This window comes from Streptomyces sp. NPDC026575 (assembly GCF_055567415.1).
Window position 1 is genome coordinate 260,987 of record NZ_JBVHQM010000008.1, and the last position, 16,483, is coordinate 277,469.

Annotated in this window: 12 protein-coding genes; 9 read left to right on the forward strand and 3 right to left on the reverse strand. The window is 73.2% G+C overall.

What is annotated here, in order from left to right; translation table 11 throughout:
• The first annotated feature begins 32 nt into the window (after positions 1–32).
• A complete protein-coding gene (locus tag ACZ4NB_RS13920) occupies positions 33–977 on the forward strand; it encodes a HEAT repeat domain-containing protein (RefSeq protein WP_467661161.1) in 945 nt (314 codons plus the stop codon).
• Here the strand turns inward: ACZ4NB_RS13920 and glgX are convergent.
• Positions 913–3,126, reverse strand: a complete 2,214-nt coding sequence (glgX, locus tag ACZ4NB_RS13925) for a glycogen debranching protein GlgX (RefSeq protein WP_467661163.1) — start codon at positions 3,124–3,126, stop codon at positions 913–915. The two genes, ACZ4NB_RS13920 and glgX, sit on opposite strands and share 65 nt — an antisense overlap.
• A gap of 241 nt (positions 3,127–3,367) precedes the next feature.
• On the opposite strand from glgX, the gene ACZ4NB_RS13930 reads away from it, so the two are divergent.
• The 4 genes from ACZ4NB_RS13930 to ACZ4NB_RS13945 all read left to right on the forward strand — a co-directional run bounded on the left by ACZ4NB_RS13930 (position 3,368) and on the right by ACZ4NB_RS13945 (position 10,272).
• Positions 3,368–4,171, forward strand: coding sequence for a Tat pathway signal sequence domain protein (locus tag ACZ4NB_RS13930; protein WP_467661165.1), 804 nt, complete (start codon positions 3,368–3,370; stop codon positions 4,169–4,171).
• A 56-nt stretch (positions 4,172–4,227) separates the two neighbouring features.
• Positions 4,228–5,562: a copper amine oxidase gene (locus tag ACZ4NB_RS13935; protein ID WP_467661166.1), complete on the forward strand. Its 1,335-nt coding sequence runs from the start codon at positions 4,228–4,230 to the stop codon at positions 5,560–5,562.
• Positions 5,563–5,662: 100 nt separating this feature from the next.
• On the forward strand, positions 5,663–6,913 hold the full coding sequence (locus ACZ4NB_RS13940; RefSeq protein WP_384431645.1) for an SAV2148 family HEPN domain-containing protein: 1,251 nt from the start codon (positions 5,663–5,665) through the stop codon (positions 6,911–6,913).
• Positions 6,914–6,933: 20 nt separating this feature from the next.
• The gene (locus tag ACZ4NB_RS13945; RefSeq protein WP_467661168.1) at positions 6,934–10,272 is read left to right on the forward strand and encodes an AfsR/SARP family transcriptional regulator; all 3,339 of its coding nucleotides are present in this window, start codon (positions 6,934–6,936) and stop codon (positions 10,270–10,272) included.
• A gap of 27 nt (positions 10,273–10,299) precedes the next feature.
• Here the strand turns inward: ACZ4NB_RS13945 and ACZ4NB_RS13950 are convergent, their stop codons facing one another.
• Positions 10,300–11,136 carry an SDR family NAD(P)-dependent oxidoreductase gene (locus ACZ4NB_RS13950; protein ID WP_467661170.1) on the reverse strand — a complete coding sequence of 279 codons (837 nt, stop codon included), beginning with the start codon at positions 11,134–11,136 and terminating at the stop codon, positions 10,300–10,302.
• Between the two features lie 201 nt (positions 11,137–11,337).
• On the opposite strand from ACZ4NB_RS13950, the gene ACZ4NB_RS13955 reads away from it, so the two are divergent.
• Positions 11,338–12,063 (forward strand): exonuclease domain-containing protein, encoded by a 726-nt coding sequence (locus ACZ4NB_RS13955; protein WP_467661171.1) that lies wholly within the window; start codon positions 11,338–11,340, stop codon positions 12,061–12,063.
• A gap of 58 nt (positions 12,064–12,121) precedes the next feature.
• Here the strand turns inward: ACZ4NB_RS13955 and ACZ4NB_RS13960 are convergent, their stop codons facing one another.
• The gene (locus ACZ4NB_RS13960; RefSeq protein WP_467661172.1) at positions 12,122–13,012 is read right to left on the reverse strand and encodes an aminoglycoside phosphotransferase family protein; all 891 of its coding nucleotides are present in this window, start codon (positions 13,010–13,012) and stop codon (positions 12,122–12,124) included.
• A 227-nt stretch (positions 13,013–13,239) separates the two neighbouring features.
• Here ACZ4NB_RS13960 and ACZ4NB_RS13965 point away from each other — a divergent pair, with 227 nt between their 5' ends.
• From ACZ4NB_RS13965 to ACZ4NB_RS13975, 3 genes are all read left to right on the forward strand, one after another.
• Positions 13,240–14,178 carry a carbohydrate ABC transporter permease gene (locus ACZ4NB_RS13965; RefSeq protein WP_467661174.1) on the forward strand — a complete coding sequence of 313 codons (939 nt, stop codon included), beginning with the start codon at positions 13,240–13,242 and terminating at the stop codon, positions 14,176–14,178.
• Between the two features lie 116 nt (positions 14,179–14,294).
• The gene (locus ACZ4NB_RS13970; protein ID WP_467661274.1) at positions 14,295–15,110 is read left to right on the forward strand and encodes a carbohydrate ABC transporter permease; all 816 of its coding nucleotides are present in this window, start codon (positions 14,295–14,297) and stop codon (positions 15,108–15,110) included.
• Positions 15,110–16,438 (forward strand): ABC transporter substrate-binding protein, encoded by a 1,329-nt coding sequence (locus tag ACZ4NB_RS13975; protein ID WP_467661176.1) that lies wholly within the window; start codon positions 15,110–15,112, stop codon positions 16,436–16,438. The genes ACZ4NB_RS13970 and ACZ4NB_RS13975 overlap by 1 nt, the downstream gene beginning before the upstream one ends.
• Positions 16,439–16,483 lie beyond the last annotated feature (45 nt).

Here is a 16,483-nt window from a genome sequence, read left to right on the forward strand (position 1 = left end):
ACTCCGACGGCACCGCGAAGAAGTGATACGGCGTGGACGAACGGCTGCCCAGGATCGCGGCGAAGCTGGCGATCGTCCGAGGACTGCCGGGCCGGGCGCGCTCCATGGGGGAGGAGACGCACCGCTTCCGGCTCGGCCCGCCCCTGCCCGAGTCCCGGATAGCGGACTTCGAGCGCGCGCACGGCATCCGGCTGCCCGAGAGCTACCGCGGTTTCCTCACCACGATCGGCCACGCCGGCGCCGGACCGCACCACGGCCTCATGCCCCTGGACGACTGGGACCACCTCGTCCTCGGCCGGATCCCGCCCCGCCACCTCGCCGTCCCCTTCCCCCTCTCGCCCACCGACCCCCCGGACCCGGCCCGGCATGAGGTGCCGGGCGACGACGACGCCGAGCCCTACCCCGGCGTGATCACGCTCACCAGCAGCGGCTGCTCCCTGTACACCGGCCTCGTGGTCTCCGGTCCCGCCCGGGGACGCGTCGTCAACGTCTGCCTCGACCTGTGGCCGCCCCACTTCTGCCACGACACCGACTTCCTCGCCTGGTACGAGAGATGGCTCGACGAGACCCTCGACGGCATGGACACCTCCGGCTTCGACCGCTCGCTGCCGCACGACCAGCCGGCGCTGGTGTCCCTACTGCGCGACGCGCCGGACCCCCGGCGGCGGCATGCGGCCGCCTGGACACTGGGCCGCTACCCGGCGCCCGTACCCGCCGTCAGATCGGCGCTGCGGGCCGCCGCCGTCGCGGACCCGGCCGCGGAGGTGCGCGAGGCGGCCGTCATCGCGCTGGGGCGCCGCCCGGACCCCGCCGACGAGGACGCCCTCGTCCAGGCCCTGTCGGACGCCCACGCCGGTACCCGTGAGGCCGCGCTCCGCGCCCTGTCCCGCCCGGGCACCGCCTGGGGGACGGCTACGCCGGCCGCTGGAGCACCAGCAGGCTCCGGCCGATCAGCGTCAGCCGGTCGCCGGCCTTGACCTTGGCGCCGCCGCCGTCGGCCACCGCCTCCGGCCGGTCGGTGTCGACCACGACCTGCCACTGCCGGCCGAGGTGCTCGGGGATGACGAACTCCTTCTCCTGGTCGTGGGCGTTGAACATCAGCAGGAACGAGTCGTCGGTGATCGGCTCGCCGCGCGGACCCGGCTCGGAGATCGAGCTGCCGTTGAGGAAGACGGTCAGCGACTTGGCGTGCACCGACTGCCAGTCGCGCGGCCCCATCTCCCCGCCGCCGGCCGTGAACCACGCGATGTCCGACAGCTTGTCGTGGGTGCCCTCCATGGGGTGGCCCTGGAAGAACCGCCGGCGCCGGAAGACCGGGTGGTCGCGCCGCAGCCACACCATCTGCCGGACGAACGCCAGCAGCGCCCGCTGCTCCTCGTCGGCCTCCGGCGCCTCCTGCGGCCCGGCCGCCTCGTCCGTCGCATCCGCCCCGTCCGGGTCGCCGGCCGGCCCCGGCTCGGCGCCCGCACCCGGCTCGCCCTGCGGCCAGTGCACCCACGACAGTTCGTTGTCCTGGCAGTAGGCGTTGTTGTTGCCGTGCTGGCTGCGCCCGAACTCGTCGCCGTGGCTGAGCATCGGCACCCCCTGCGACAGCATCAGCGTGGCGAGGAAGTTCCGCATCTGCCGGGACCGCAGCCGCCGCACCGACGGATCGTCGGTCGGGCCCTCGGCGCCGCAGTTCCAGGACCGGTTGTAGCGCTCGCCGTCGCGGTTGTCCTCGCCGTTGGCCTCGTTGTGCTTGTCGTTGTACGAGACCAGGTCGCGCAGCGTGAAGCCGTCGTGGCAGGTCACGAAGTTCACCGAGGCCAGCGGCCGCCGCCCGTCCTCCTGATAGAGGTCCGACGACCCCGTCAGCCGGGACCCGAACTCCGCCAGCGTGCGCGGTTCGCCCCGCCACAGGTCCCGCACGGTGTCCCGGTACTTGCCGTTCCACTCGGTCCACAGCGGCGGGAAGTTGCCCACCTGGTAGCCGCCCTCGCCGACGTCCCACGGCTCGGCGATCAGCTTCACCTGGCTGACGACCGGGTCCTGGTGCACCAGGTCGAAGAACGACGACAGCCGGTCGACCTCGTGGAACTGCCGGGCCAGCGTCGCCGCCAGATCGAAGCGGAAGCCGTCCACCCGCATCTCCTGCACCCAGTAGCGCAGCGAGTCCATCACCAGCTGGAGCACGTGCGGGCTGCGCATCAGCAGCGAGTTCCCGGTGCCGGTGGTGTCCATGTAGTACTGCCGGTCCTCCGACAGCCGGTAGTAGGAGGCGTTGTCCAGCCCCCGGAACGACAGCGTCGGACCGAGATGGCTGCCCTCGGCCGTGTGGTTGTAGACCACGTCGAGGATCACCTCGATGCCGGCCTGGTGCAGCGCCCGCACCGCGGTCTTGAACTCCAGCACCTGCTGCCCGCGGTCGCCCCAGGAGGCGTAGGCGTTGTGCGGGGCGAAGAAGCCGATGGTGTTGTAGCCCCAGTAGTTCGTCAGCCCCGCGTCCACCAGCCGGTGGTCCTGGACGAACTGATGCACCGGCATCAGCTCCAGGGCGGTCACCCCCAGCTCCGTCAGATGGTCGATGATCGCCGGGTGCGCCAGCGCCGCATAGGTGCCGCGCAGCTCCTCGGGCAGCTCCGGGTGGAGCATCGTCAGGCCCTTGACATGGGCCTCGTAGAGCACCGTCTCGTGGTAGGCGGTGCGCGGCGGGCGGTCGTCACCCCAGTCGAAGTACGGATTGACCACCACCGACGCCATGGTGTGCGGGGCCGAGTCCAGGTCGTTGCGCACCTCGGGGCGCCCGAAGTGGTAGCCGTAGACCGCCTCGTCCCAGTCGATCCGGCCGCTCATGGCCCGTGCGTACGGGTCGAGCAGTAACTTCGCCGAATTGCAGCGCTGCCCCCGCTGCGGCTCGTAGGGACCGTGCACCCGGAAGCCGTAGCGCTGCCCCGGCATCACCCCCGGAAGGTACGCGTGCCGCACAAAGGCGTCGCTCTCGCGCAGCTCGACGGCGGTCTCCGAACCGTCGTCGTGCAGCAGACACAGTTCGATGCGCTTCGCGGCCTCGGAGAACACCGCGAAATTGGTGCCCGCCCCGTCATAGGTGGCACCCAGTGGATACATCTGTCCCGGCCAGACCTGCATGCGTAGACTCTTCCACTTTCTCGTCGGGCCCTGCGGCGACTCCACGACACACGCCCGCGGACCGAAGCAAAATCTTCCGCAAGCAGTCGCAACTTGTCGTACACGGCGGTCTTTTCCTGGGATCTCGGCTGAATAGTGGGCAACCTGTCGCGATGTCGGTTCGTCCTATTGGACGTCCTGCAGGAGGACTGACGGGGGATCCGAGATTGCGTGTCACGGAATGTGACAGCAGGGGGGAACCGTGCACCAACTGATATACCGCCACCTCGGCAAGGTCGTGGCGGGCGCCGCCATCGCGCTGACGGGCACCGCCGTCATGGTGGCGGTCACGTTGCCCGCCGGCGCGGACGACGCGAGCAGCGCCCGGCCCGCCGCGGCCGGCAAGGCCGCACCTGGGCGGGACCCGGGGCAACCGCCACCCGGTGTCGTCGAGCAGGTCCGCGCCCAGGGGGAGAGCGGCCAGGGACGCGATCCGCTCACCGACGACGAACTGCGGCGCGCCCGGGAGCTGGCGCTGCCGCGCCCCGTGCGCGGCGTCGCCAAGGACGTCACCGGCAAACCGGGGCCCGAGCCGCTCACCACGGACCTGGCCGAACTCGGCCCGTCGGAGGTGGGGCTCGCCGACCCGCCGCGCCGGGCGAACGTCTCGTACTACGACTACGCCGGCGACCGCTACATCACCAAGACCGTCAACCTCACCACCTCGAAGGTGGAGTCGACCGACACCCAGCGCGGCGTCCAGCCGCCGCCGAGCCACGACGAGGCCGTCGAGGCGGCGCGGCTGCTGATCGCCGCCCCGCTCGGCTCCGGGCTGCGCCAGGACTACCGCGACGCCACCGGGCGCGACCTCACCGGGCCCGATCCGCTCGCCGTGACCGGCTTCGTCTACCGGGGGCGCGCGGAGGGTGACGCGCCCGGCGCCCTCGCCGCCTGCGGGGAGCACCGCTGCATCCGCCTCTTCACCAAGATCAAAAACGGTCAGTGGATCGACACCCGCCGCTTCGTCATCGACCTCAGCGCCCGCACCGTCGGCCGCCTGGGCTGACCGCGCCGAGCGAGTCCGCCCATCGACGTCCACTCCTTCGCACAGGAGCCGCCACCATGCGCCAAAGACGCACCACCGGCACTTCGACCCACCGTCCGTACCGGCGCGCCGCCGCCCTCGCCGCGGTCCCGCTGCTCGCCGCGACCGCCCTGCTGACCGGCCCGGCCGCCCAGGCCGCCCCCGAGGCCCCCGCCGCGCCCGACCCCGGGCCCCAGTGCAGCACCCCCTACCGCATCACCCAGGCGCTCGACGGCGGCACGGTCTGGCGGATGTGCTGGCACTACGAGGGCAACGCCGGCCTGGTCCTGGACGACATCTCCTACCAGCCCAAGGGGGAACCCGCCCCGATCAAGGTGCTCACCACCGCCAAGCTCGCCCAGATCCACGTCCCCTACGACGACGGCACGAACGAGTACGACGACCTCACCGGCCAGGGCTTCGCCCAGGGCCTGCAGAAGCTCGCCCCCGCCGAATGCCCCGGCGGCACCATCAAGACCGTCAAGGTGCCCGGCGCCTGGGACCCCGCGCACCCGGAGGTCGGCGGCCTGTGCGCCACCACCCGGGCCCGCGGCCACGCCTACCGGCTGGGCGCCTACCCCGGTGAGAACACCAAGACCTACCAGCTCCAGGGCAACGACCTGTTGCTCTACACCGTCAACAAGGTCGGCTGGTACGAGTACATCACCGAATGGCGGTTCGCCGGCGACGGCACCATGACCATGCAGGTCGGCGCCACCGGCACGGTCTCGCCGGGCGACTACGACGCCGGCGACGGCCGCGGTATGCCGATCGGCAAGGGCGCCAAGGACTACGCCACCAGCCACAGCCACAATGTCTTCTGGCGGCTGAACTTCGGCCTGGACGGCTCCTCCGGCAACAAGGTCGAGCAGTTCGACTCCGCGACCACCACCCGCCCCGGCGGCCGCACCCCCACCATCCGCACCACCCGCACCCCCGTCACCAAGGAGCTGGCCGGGGACGCGGGCCCGATGCGCTGGTGGCGCGTGGTGAGCGCCACCGGAAAGAACAAGGACGGCCATCCGCGCTCGTACGAGATCGTGCCGGGGCACACCAGCAAGTACACCGGCCGCAGCTACACCAAGCACGACATCTATTTCACCGACTACAAAAAATGTGAGCAGTTCGCCAGCAACAACCTGGCCAACTGCGGTGCCCGCGGCGGCAGGAGCATCGACTCCTGGGTCAACGGCCAGCCGCTGAAACACCCCATCGCGTGGGTCAACATCGGGTTCCACCACATCGCCAGAGATGAGGACCAGGAGCCGATGCCCGTCCACTGGCAGGGGTTCCAGCTGGCTCCGCGCGACGTCACCGCTATGAATCCGCTCACTCCGCCCGCGCTGTCCGGTCACAACGGGCACTATGAATAAGGGGAGTTGACAGCCGACTCGACTCATCCTGCTGCACCGCCTCCCGCACCGCAGTAGTCTGCCTTGATCGTTGGCACGGGGGTTCGGGAGGCGGTGGCAGGTGAGCGGCGGGCTGGAGTTGCCCCCTGGTGACGAGAGTCACGAGGCTCAAGAAGGCGGCTCCGTCGACGCACCGCCCGGCGCGGTGTCCCTGGCACGACCGCTGGAGATCGGGGCGGAGCTGGACTGGGGCGCCGACGCCTGGAGCGAGGTGCGCACCCGGGCCCGACGGGCCGGTCGTGCCTACATCTGGCTGAATCTCGTCGAGCAGCGGCTGCGGGCCGTGGTCGCGGCGGTCCTGCGGCCCATCTACGAACCGGTGCACGGCGACGAATGGGTCGTCGCCGCGGCCGGCCCCGCCGGGCAGGAATGGGTGCAGCGCGCGGTCGCCGTCCGCGAGGTCAGCCGCCGCAAGGGCTACCTCCTCGACCCGGCGGACGACAACATCGTCAGCTTTCTGACGCTGCCGCAACTCCGCGAACTGATGGTCCAGCACTGGCCCTGCTTCGAGCCGTACTTCGACGACCGCCGGGAGGTCGAGCTGGCCCTCGACGAGCTGGAGGTCGCCCGCAACATCGTCTCCCGCAACCGCGCCCTGTCGCAGACCGTCCTCGCCCAGGCCGAGCGCGCCTCCGCCCGGCTCCTGGACATCCTCGGCTCCGGCACCGGCACCCGGATCTCCGGCCGGCTGCCGATCGACGCGGTGGAGGACCTGGTCGGCGACCGCTACGCCGATGTCGTCGGCGTGCACCCCGACCGGGTCCGCCTCCAGCGGCAGCTGCCCGCCGAGGACCTCTTCGGCGGCGCCCGCCGCCTCGACGCCGTCGGCATCGGGCTGAACCTCCTCGTCCAGAACTACTCCGGCCGCCGCCTGGTCCGGCTCGCCGAATCCGGCTGCCGGGTCCGGCTGCTCTTCCTCAACCCCGCGAGCAGCGCGGTCCGTCGCAGGGAGCGCGAAATCGGCCTGAAGAAGGGCGAGATGAGCCGCTCCATCGAGATGAACATCCTCCACATGCGGCGGGTGCGCGCCCGGCTGCGAGACCCCGGCGCCTTCGAGATCCAGGTCTTCGACGAGACCCCGCGCTTCACCGCCTACCTCGTCGACGGCGACGGCCCCGACGGTCTGGCCGTCGTCCAGCCCTACCTCCGCAAGAGCCGGGGCATGGAGTCCCCCGTCCTGGTGCTGCGCGGCGGCTCCCGCGAGGTCGTCCGCCAGGACGCCCGCGACGGGCGCGACGGCGACCACGGCCTCTTCGAGACCTACCGGGAGGAATTCGAGAGCATCTGGGCGGATTCGCGGCCGGTCTCCTGACCACCTCGTACGGTTGACGCATGCACTTCCGCGTACTGGCCCCGCTGGACGTGCGGACCGCCGACGGCCGCCCTGCCCCCGTCCCGGAGACGAAGGTACGGGCGCTGCTCGCCGCGCTCCTCGCGCACCGCGGCCGCCCGGTCTCCGCGACCCGGCTCATCGACCACCTCTGGGGCCGGCGGCCGCCCGCGAACCCGACAGCCTCCCTCCAGAGCAAGGTCTCCCAGCTGCGCCGCGCCCTGGACACCGCGGAGCCCGGCGCCCGGAAACTGGTGACGGCCACCCCGCCCGGATACCGGCTGGACATCCCGGCCGACGCCCTGGACGCCGGCCGCTTCACCGCCTTGACGGCCCGTGCCCAGGCGGCCGCCACCGCACGGGAGCGGGCCGACCTGCTCGGCGAGGCCCTGGCCCTGTGGCACGGCCCGGCCTTCGCCGGATTCGCCGACGACGACCTGGTGCGCCCGGTGGCCGAGGGCCTGGAGGAGCAGCGGCTGACCGCCCTGGAGGAGCGGGCCTCGGCACGCCTGGAGCTGGGCGAGCACACCGCGCTGACCGGCGAGCTGACCGCCCTGGCGGTCCGGCACCCGCTCCGCGAACGGCTGCGCGCGCTGCAGCTGACCGCCCTGTACCGGGCCGGACGGCAGAGCGAGGCGCTGGCCGCGTACGGCGCAGTACGCGCACAACTGGCCGAGGAGCTGGGGGTGGACCCCGGTCCCGGACTGACCGCGGTCCACCAGGCGATCCTGCGGCAGGAGCCCTGGGAGGCGAGCGGCGCGGACGCGGGGCGCTTCACTGCCACCGGGGCCGCGGCGGTCTCGGCCGCCGGTCCCGCCCCGCGCCCGCGCACCAACCTCCCCACCCCCCTCACCGAACTCCTCGGCCGCCAGGACGCCGTCCACCGGATCGGCCGGCTCCTCGCGGCCGACCGCCTGGTGACGCTCACCGGCCCCGGTGGCGTGGGCAAGACCCGGCTCGCCCTGGAGACCGCCGGCCGGTCGTCCGACGCCTTCCCGGACGGCGTCTGGCTCGTGGAACTGGCCGCGCTGAGCCGCCCGGACGACGCCGCGGGCGAGCGCGCGGGCAAGTGCACCGCCGCCGAGGTCGCCGAGGCCGTGCTGGCCGTGCTCGGCATCCGGGAGGGCGCCGCGGCCGGCCCGGTGGCGGAGCGGCTCGTCGGCGCGGTACGGGGCAAGCGCCTGCTGCTCGTCCTGGACAACTGCGAGCATGTCGTCGAGGCGGCCGCCGAGGTCACCGCCGCGCTGCTCGCCGCCGCGCCGGAGCTCCGGGCGCTGGTGACCGGCCGGGAACCGCTGGGCCTGGCGGGCGAGGTGGTGTGGACCGTACCGCCGCTGGAGCCGGCCGGCGCCCGCGCGCTGTTCGCCGCCCGCGCGAGCGCCGCCGACCCCGGCTTCGCGCTGGACGCGGACACCGCACCCGCCGTGGCGGAGATCTGCCGCCGCCTGGACGGCATCCCGCTCGCCCTGGAGCTGGCCGCCACCCGGGTACGCGCACTGGGCGTAAGGGAGTTGAGCGCCCGGCTGGACGACCGGTTCCGGCTGCCGGCGGCCGGCCGACGGGGTGTGCCGCCCCGGCAGCAGACCCTGCGCGCGATGATCGACTGGAGCTGGGAGCTGCTGTCCCTCCCCGAACGCACCGTGCTGCGCAGGCTGGCCGTACAGGCCGACGGCTGCACTCTGGAGGCCGCCGAGACGGTCTGCGCGGGCGACGGCATACGACGGGACGAGGTACTGGAACTGCTGGTCCGTCTTGTGGACCGCTCCCTGGTCGCGGTGGCGCCGACGCCGTACGGCGTGCGCTACCGCCTGCTGGAGACGGTGGGGGCGTACTGCCTCGAACGCCTGCGGGAGGCCGGCGAGCTGGCCGCGGTACGCCGCCGCCACCACGACTACTACACCGAACTGGCCGAGCGCGCCGAGCCGTTGCTGTACGGGGCGGCGCAGCGGCAGTGGCTGGAGCGGCTCGACCAGGAGGCCGCGAACCTGCGGACGGCGCTGGACGGCTGGGTCCGCGGCGGCGCGGCCGACCGTGCGCTGCGCCTGGCCAACGCGCTGGCCTGGTACTGGTTCCTGCGCGGCCGGCTCGCGGAGGCGGGCCGCTCGCTGGACGCGGCGCTCGCGGTGACTGCGTCGGCCGGTGCGCACCCCGAGGGAGACGGCGCCGCGGTCCCCGTGGGGCGCCGGCTGCGGGCGACCGCCTGGCAGGTCGGGATGGCGTCGCTGGCCGGCGGCGACGCCGACCCCGTAGGGCGGGCGGCCGCCGTACTGCGGCGCTACGAGGAGCACGAGGAGCCGCGGGACCGGGCCTGGGCCCAGTGGTTCCTGGGGTACGCCCAGGTGGGCCTCGGCGACAGCGCGGTGGCGGCGCGGCGGGTGTCGGACGCGCTGACCGCCTTCCGGACGCTGGGCGACCGCTGGGGCACCGCCGCGGCGCTGAGCAGCCGCGCCCGGCTGGCCGGCGGCAGGGAGCCGGCCGCGCGCCGCCGCGACGCCGAGGAGAGCGCCGCGCTCTTCGGTGAACTGGGCGACCGCTGGGGGCAGTTGCAGGCGGCCGACGCGCTCGGCGCGCTCGCGGAGATCACCGGAGACTACGCCCGGGCGGCCGGGCTCCATCAGGACGGGCTGCGGATCGCCGAGGAACTCGGCCTGGGGATCCAGTCCTCGTACCAGCTCTCCGGCCTGGGCCGGATCGCCCTGCTGACCGGCGATACGGCCGGTGCCCGGGACCTCCACGAGCGGGGCCGGCGGCTGGCCGCCGAACACGCGCACCGGCGCGGCGAGATGTTCGCCGAGACCGGACTCGCGCTCGGCGCCAGGAGGGAGGGCCGCCTCGACGACGCCGAGGCACAGCTGCTGCCCTGGCTGGAGTGGTGCCGCGGCCGGGACGGCGACCCCGGTACCGCGTTCGTCCTGGCCGAGCTGGGCTTCGTCGCGGAGCTGCGGGGCGATGCGCCGACCGCCCGTCGCCGCCACCTGGACGGCTTCGCGGCGGCCCGGGCCACCGCCGATCCGCGTGCCGTGGCGCTGGCACTGGAGGGCCTGGCCGGCGCCCAGGCACTGGCCGGCCGCTTCGTCTCCACGGCCCGGCTGTTGGGCGGCGCCGGGACGCTCCGCGCGGCGGCCGGGGCGCCGCAGCCCGTCGCGGAGCGCGGTGACGTCGCCCGCAGCACGGACGCGGCGCGCCGGGGCCTGGGCGCGGCGGCCTTCGCGGCGGCGTGCGCGAGCGGCGCGGAGACGGCACCGGACGTACTGGTGGCGGAGGTGAGCGCAGAGGCGGGCGAGGGGGTGGAGCCGGTGGGGGAGTACAGGGCGCGGACGGTGCTGGAGGGCAAGCGGTAGGGGAGACGCCGCGGAGAGGGCGGCCTCCTACGGCGTCCCCGTGATGCCCCCGTCGACCCGCAGCTCGATTCCGTTGACGTAATCGGCGCGCGGGCTCGCCAGATAGGCGACCGCGGAGGCGATGTCCTCCGGGCGCCCCAGACGCCCGACCGGATTCGGCGCGTACCGCGCGACGATGCTCGCCTCGTCCGGCTCGTCCGCCTCGTCCGGCTCCCCGGGATCGCCCGCCGCGTCCGACCCGTTGGCGTGCCCGTCGTCGGCCGCGGTCCGTTCCTGCCACATCCGGTACATCGACGGGGAGACGATCACTCCCGGGCTCACGCAGTTCGCGGTCACCCCGCTCCCCGAGAGATGCCTGGCCAGGCTCGTGGTCATGTTCACCACGGCCGCCTTGGCAGCCGAGTACGTCACCATGTTGGGCAGCGGTGTGCGGACGGCCCGGCTGCCGATGGTGATCACCCGGCCCCAGCCGTGCGCGCGCAGCGAGGGCAGCAGCGTCTGGGTGACCCGCACCGTCGGCAGCACATTGCCCTCGAAGGCCGCGCGCCAGTCGGCGGGCCGGGAGCTCTCCCAGTCGTGCTCGGCGAACGGACCGGCGTTGTTGACCAGGATGTGCGCCCCGAAGTCGCGTGCGGTGAGGGCGACCTGCTCGGCGACGCCGGGTTCGGTCAGGTCGCCGAGCACCACCTCGGCCCGTACCCCGCGGCGCGCGATCCGCTCGGCGACGGCCGCCGCGGCCCCCGCGTCCCGGCCGTGGACCAGTACCTCGCACCCCTCGTCCGCCAGCGTCTCGGCGATGGTCGCGCCGATCCCCGAACTGCTGCCCGTCACCAGCGCGCCGTGTCCTGCCAGCCGTAGGTCCATGGCGGTCAGCCTAAGGGCTGGCCCGCGACCGGTGCGCCCGTGCCGCGACGGGTGGCCGGTGGATTGTCAGTGGTGCGTGGGAGAGTGGGCGAGCAACGGGGGAAGTACCACCGAAGGAGGCCGCATGAGCGAGGGCAGCGAGCGCAGGGAACGCGGGCGCGCGCCGCGCGAGTGGCAGGCCGAGCGAAGCGAGGTTTCGGCATGAGCTGGCATCAGGAGCTGCTGATCGGCTTCGACCTGGAGACGACGGGCACGGACGTGGAGCAGGACCGCATCGTCACCGCTGCCCTGGTCCGGCTGGAGGGGGACGGCCGGGCGGCCGCGAAGCGGACCTGGCTGCTGGATCCGGGCGTGCCGATTCCCGAGGAAGCCGCGGCCATACACGGCATTTCGACCGCATATGTCCAAAAGCACGGGCAGTCGCCGGCGACGGCCGTAGAGGAGATCACCGAGGCGCTGGCCGAGGCCCTGCGCGCGGAGATCCCCCTGGTGGTGATGAACGCCCGCTATGACCTCTCCCTCCTGGACCGCGAATGCCGGCGCCACGGCCTGCGGACCCTGACCGACCGGCTGGGCCGGATCCCCGCACCGGTCATCGACCCGCTCGTCCTCGACAAGCATGTGGACCGCTACCGCAAGGGCAAGCGCGCGCTGCAGGCGCTGTGCGGCCATTACGGTGTCCGGCTGGAGGAGGCACACGAGGCGGGCGCGGACGCGGCGGCCGCCGCCGGAGTCGCCCGCCGCATCGGGGAGAAGTTCCCGGCCGTCGCCATCCCCTCGCCCCGGGCTCTGCACGCCCTCCAGGAGCAGGCGGCCGCCGAGCAAGCCGCCTCGTTCCAGGCGTACTTGAGGCGCTCCGGCGACCCCCGGGCGATAGTCGAGCCGGCCTGGCCGCTGATCCCGTATCAGGCCGGGCCGGCCCGGTAGCGTCGGCGCGGCCGTCCGCCGCAGCGTGCCCCGTCCGACTTCGTACGGGACCCCGGCCTCAGAAGGGATACCACCGCACCGTCGCGTCCTTCTCCCGCAGTGAGGCGATCCGGCGCCGGAACTCCTTGAGCGCCGCCGGGTTCCCCGGTGCGTGCTGCGAGACCCAGGCGCAGCTCGCCGTCTCCCGGGACCCGCGCAGCACGGCGCAGCCCTCCCAGTCCCGTACGTCCCAGCCGTAGACGGACACGAAGCTGTCGTAGACGTCCGGGCCCAGGCCGTAGCGGTCCCGGCTCAGCGCCATCACGACCAGATCGTGTTCGCGCAGATCGGAGGAGAAGGTCTCCAGATCCACCAGTACCGGTCCGTCGGGTCCGACATGGACGTTGCGGGTCAGCGCGTCGCCGTGGATCGGACCGCGCGGCAGATGCGGCTGAAGGGCTGTGGCGGCGGCCGCGAACGCATCGCGCCGTCCGCGCAGATACTCCGCGTCCGATGCGGACACGGCGTCGCCCGCCAGCCGCAGCCAGCGCTCGACGCCGCCCAGCAGCTCGCGGCGGGGCAGCGCGAACGGCGGCTCCGGCAGGGCGTGGACCAGCTTCAGCAGCGCGGCGAGATCCTGCGGCCCGGCGGGGCGGACGGCCTCCGCCAGCCGCTCCCAGTACGTCACGGGGTGCCCGTCGACGAGCGTGGCCACCGGCTCCGCGGCCCGTACCGCCGGTACGCCCGAGGCGGCCAGCCACTTGGCCACGTCCAGTTCCCGTTCGGCGCGCTCCAGGAGTTCGGCGCTGCGGCCCACCCGTACCACCGGACCGCTGTCGCCGAGGGCGAAGACGGCGTTCTCGCCGAGCGCGAGCAGCCGGGCGTCGGCCGCGGCGTCCGGCCGCCCGGCCGCGGCCAGTACGTCCCGGGCGCGTGCCTCGGTGAAGGCGGCGGGGCTCGGTTCGGTCATGGTGATGCCTCCTGCGGTGCGCGATCGCGACCAGTGTCGCAGGGCACCGCGCCGCACCCTTCCGGTGGGGAGTTCCGCCATGGATCGCGACGGGGACCTTGACTGCGGTGGCGGCCCTCACGACGATGACGGCGGCCGACCGGGGACATGACGTAGAGCAACGGGGGACGGGGGAGCGCGATGGCAGAAGCGCCGAAGGCGGGCAGGCACGGCGGGGAGCCCCCGCGGTGACCCTCGCGACCGCGCCCCGGCGGTCCACCGCGGCGGATACCGGCCGCGCCGGGAGCGCACGGCGCGACCACGGCGCGTGGTTCCTCGTGCTGCCCGCGCTGATCCCGATCCTGGTGCTGAGTGTGGGTCCGCTGCTGTACGGCATCGGGCTGGCCTTCACCGACGCCCAGTCGGGCCGGGTCCAGGACACGCGGTTCGTGGGACTGCTGAATTTCTCCGACCTCTTCCAGGACTCCCTGTTCTGGGATTCGTTCCGCATCGGCCTGTTATGGGCCTTCGGCGTCACGGTCCCGCAGTTCTTCCTGGCCCTCGGCCTCGCCCTGCTGCTCCATCTGAACCTGCGGCTGCGCTGGCTGGCCCGGGCGCTGGCGATCATTCCGTGGGCGATGCCCGAGGTCGTCGTCGGCATCATGTGGCGACTGGTCTACCACCCGGACGCCGGTGTCCTGAACGAGACGCTGCGGGGCCTCGGCCTTTCGGCAGCCGACGGCCGCGACTGGCTGAGCGGGCCGGCCACCGCCCTTCCCGCGGTCGTCCTCGTCGGCGTCTGGGCCGGGATGCCGCAGACCACCGTCACCCTCCTGGCCGGTCTGCAGAACGTGCCGCACGAACTGCACGAGGCCGCCGCCATGGACGGTGCGGGAGCCTGGCGCCGCTTCCGTACGGTGACCTGGCCGGTCATCAGGCCCGTCGCGCTCGCCGTCACCGCCCTCAACTTCATCTGGAACTTCAACTCCTTCGCCCTGGTCTATGTGCTGACCGACGGCGGACCCGGCGGCCGCACCCGGCTGCCGATGCTCTTCGCTTACGAAGAGGCATTCCGTTACGGGCAGTTCGGGTACGCCGCCACGATGGGCCTGGCGATGGTCGCGGTGATCTCGGTGCTGCTGGCCTGCTATCTGGTCGGCCGGCTGAAGGGGGAGGACGACCGGTGAACGGTGCGCGGCGGACGAGCGAGGCACCGCGGCGAAGCGCCACGGCGGCGACGAGCCGGACGGAGCGCGGCGCCCCGCGTCGGACGGCAGGCCCCGGCGCCGCGCGGCGCACCGCCATCCGCACCGGCCAGTACACCGCGCTCCTGGCCTACCTCCTCTTCCTCGCCTTCCCCTTCCTGTGGCTGCTCTCCACCGCCTTCAAGCCACCGCGCGAGCTGGGCGGCATGCACCCCACCTGGATACCGAAGGCGCCGACCCTGGAGAACTTCCGGCAGGCCGTCGAACAGCAGCCGCTACCGGCCGCCGCGGGCAACAGCCTGCTGGCCGCCGCGGTCTCCGCGCTGATCGCGATCGTGTTGGCGACCCCGATGGCGTACGCCCTGGCGCGCTACCGCAACCGGCTCTCCCGGGCCGCCACGGGCTGGGTGGTGATCAGCCAGGCGTTCCCGCTGGTGCTGGTGATCATTCCGCTGTTCCTGGTCCTGAAGGGCCTGCATCTGGTGGACTCCCGGATCGGCCTGATCATGGTCTACGTGGTCTGGTCGCTGCCGTTCGCCCTGTGGATGCTGACCGGCTACGTCCGGGCGGTGCCGCCCGAGTTGGAGGAGGCCGCCGCCGTGGACGGCGCGGGCCGGTTCCGTACGCTGGTCTCGGTGACCGTGCCGCTGCTCGCGCCGGGCATCGTGGCCACCGGGCTGTTCGCCTTCATCACCGCCTGGAACGAGTTCTTCTTCGCCCTGGTCCTGCTCAAGTCGCCCGGGAAGCAGACCCTGCCGGTCGTGCTCACCCACTTCCTCGGGACGGAGGGCGTCGCCGACCTCGGCCCGCTCGCCGCCGCGGCGTTGCTGGCCACCCTCCCCAGCCTGCTGCTGTTCGCCGTGATCCAACGGCGGATCACGGGCGGGATGCTCGCCGGGGCGGTGAAGCACTGATGCGCGCCGGCGACGAGACGACGACGGCCGCCCCCTTCGCCCGTCGCCGGCTGCTCGCGGCCGCCGCCGTACTGCCCGCCGCGACCCTGCTGCCGGGCTGCGCGGACGACCGGCGCCGCCGCGGGGCCGGCGGCCGCATCACGCTGCGCTTCCAGTCGCTCGCCTGGCAGCAGGACTCCCTCAAGGTCAACAGGCAACTGGTCGCGGAGTGGAACAGACGTCACCCCAAGGTCCAGGTGCAGTACGTGCAGGGCGCCTGGTCCACCGTCCACGACCAGCTGCTGACCTCCTTCGAGGGCGGCGAGGCCCCGGACATCATCCACGACGCCTCCGACGACCTCGCGGACTTCGCCTACGGCGGTGATCTCGCCGACCTCACCGACCTCCTGCCGTCGCGCCTGAAGCAGGACATCCCGCGCCGGAGCTGGGAGACCGGCACCTTCAACGGCCGTATCTACGGTGTCCCGTTCCTCCAGGAACCCCGGGTGCTCATCGCCGACCGCGGCAGGCTGCGGCGCTCCGGCGTACGCCTCCCCACCCCCGAACACCCCTGGAGCTGGCAGGAGTTCGCCGAGGCGGCCCAGCGGCTGACCCGCGGCACCGGCTACGGGGTCGCCTGGCCGCTGAAGGAGCCCGTCTCGGCCACCCTCAACCTCGCCCTGTCCACGGGCGGGCGGTTCTTCCACCGCCACCCCGACGGCAAGGTGGAGGTCCGCTTCGACGCCGTCGACCAGGTGGTGCCGCGCACCCTCCACGACCAGCTGAACGTCGACCGCAGCGCCTCCCGCGCGACCCTGGGCATGGGCGGCTCCGACACCCTCCCGGGCCTCTTCGCCGGCCGCTACGCGATGGTGCCGCTCGGCTTCTCCTACCGCCAGCAGATCGTCCAGCAGGCGCCCCGGGGCTTCGACTGGACGGTGCTGCCCGCTCCCAAGGGCACCGCGCTCGACCAGGGCGTCAGCCCGCAGACCCTGTCGATCGCCGAGGACTGCCCGTACAAGGAGGAGGCGATGGCCTTCATCGACTTCCTCCTCGGGCCGGCGAACATGGTCCGGCTCGCCCTGGGCGACTGGCTGCTGCCGACCGGTCAGGAGGCACTGGCGGACCCGGCGCTGCGGGTGCGGAGGTACGACTGGGCAACGGGTACCGCACTCGCCGGAACGCTGCGCTCCGCCCCCGCGCAGTCCGTTCGCGGCTACCCGGAATGGAAGGACAAGATAGCGACCCCCGGCCTGCAGGAGTACTACAGCGGCGCCATCGGCCTGAACACCTTGCGGGAGCGACTGGTCGAGGACGGCAACGTGGTGCTGGCGCGGTATCAGCGCTGAGGGAGGCGGCGCGAGCAGCCGCCGTCGAGCGGGCGAGCGGGCGAA

Coding starts and splice junctions, on each gene's coding strand:
- ACZ4NB_RS13975 (WP_467661176.1), top strand. CDS start 15,110: ATGCGCGCCGGCGACGAGACGACGACGGCCGCCCCCTTCGCCCGTCGC.
- ACZ4NB_RS13950 (WP_467661170.1), bottom strand. CDS start 11,136: ATGGACCTACGGCTGGCAGGACACGGCGCGCTGGTGACGGGCAGCAGT.
- ACZ4NB_RS13955 (WP_467661171.1), top strand. CDS start 11,338: ATGAGCTGGCATCAGGAGCTGCTGATCGGCTTCGACCTGGAGACGACG.
- ACZ4NB_RS13935 (WP_467661166.1), top strand. CDS start 4,228: ATGCGCCAAAGACGCACCACCGGCACTTCGACCCACCGTCCGTACCGG.
- ACZ4NB_RS13945 (WP_467661168.1), top strand. CDS start 6,934: ATGCACTTCCGCGTACTGGCCCCGCTGGACGTGCGGACCGCCGACGGC.
- ACZ4NB_RS13960 (WP_467661172.1), bottom strand. CDS start 13,012: ATGACCGAACCGAGCCCCGCCGCCTTCACCGAGGCACGCGCCCGGGAC.
- glgX (WP_467661163.1), bottom strand. CDS start 3,126: ATGCAGGTCTGGCCGGGACAGATGTATCCACTGGGTGCCACCTATGAC.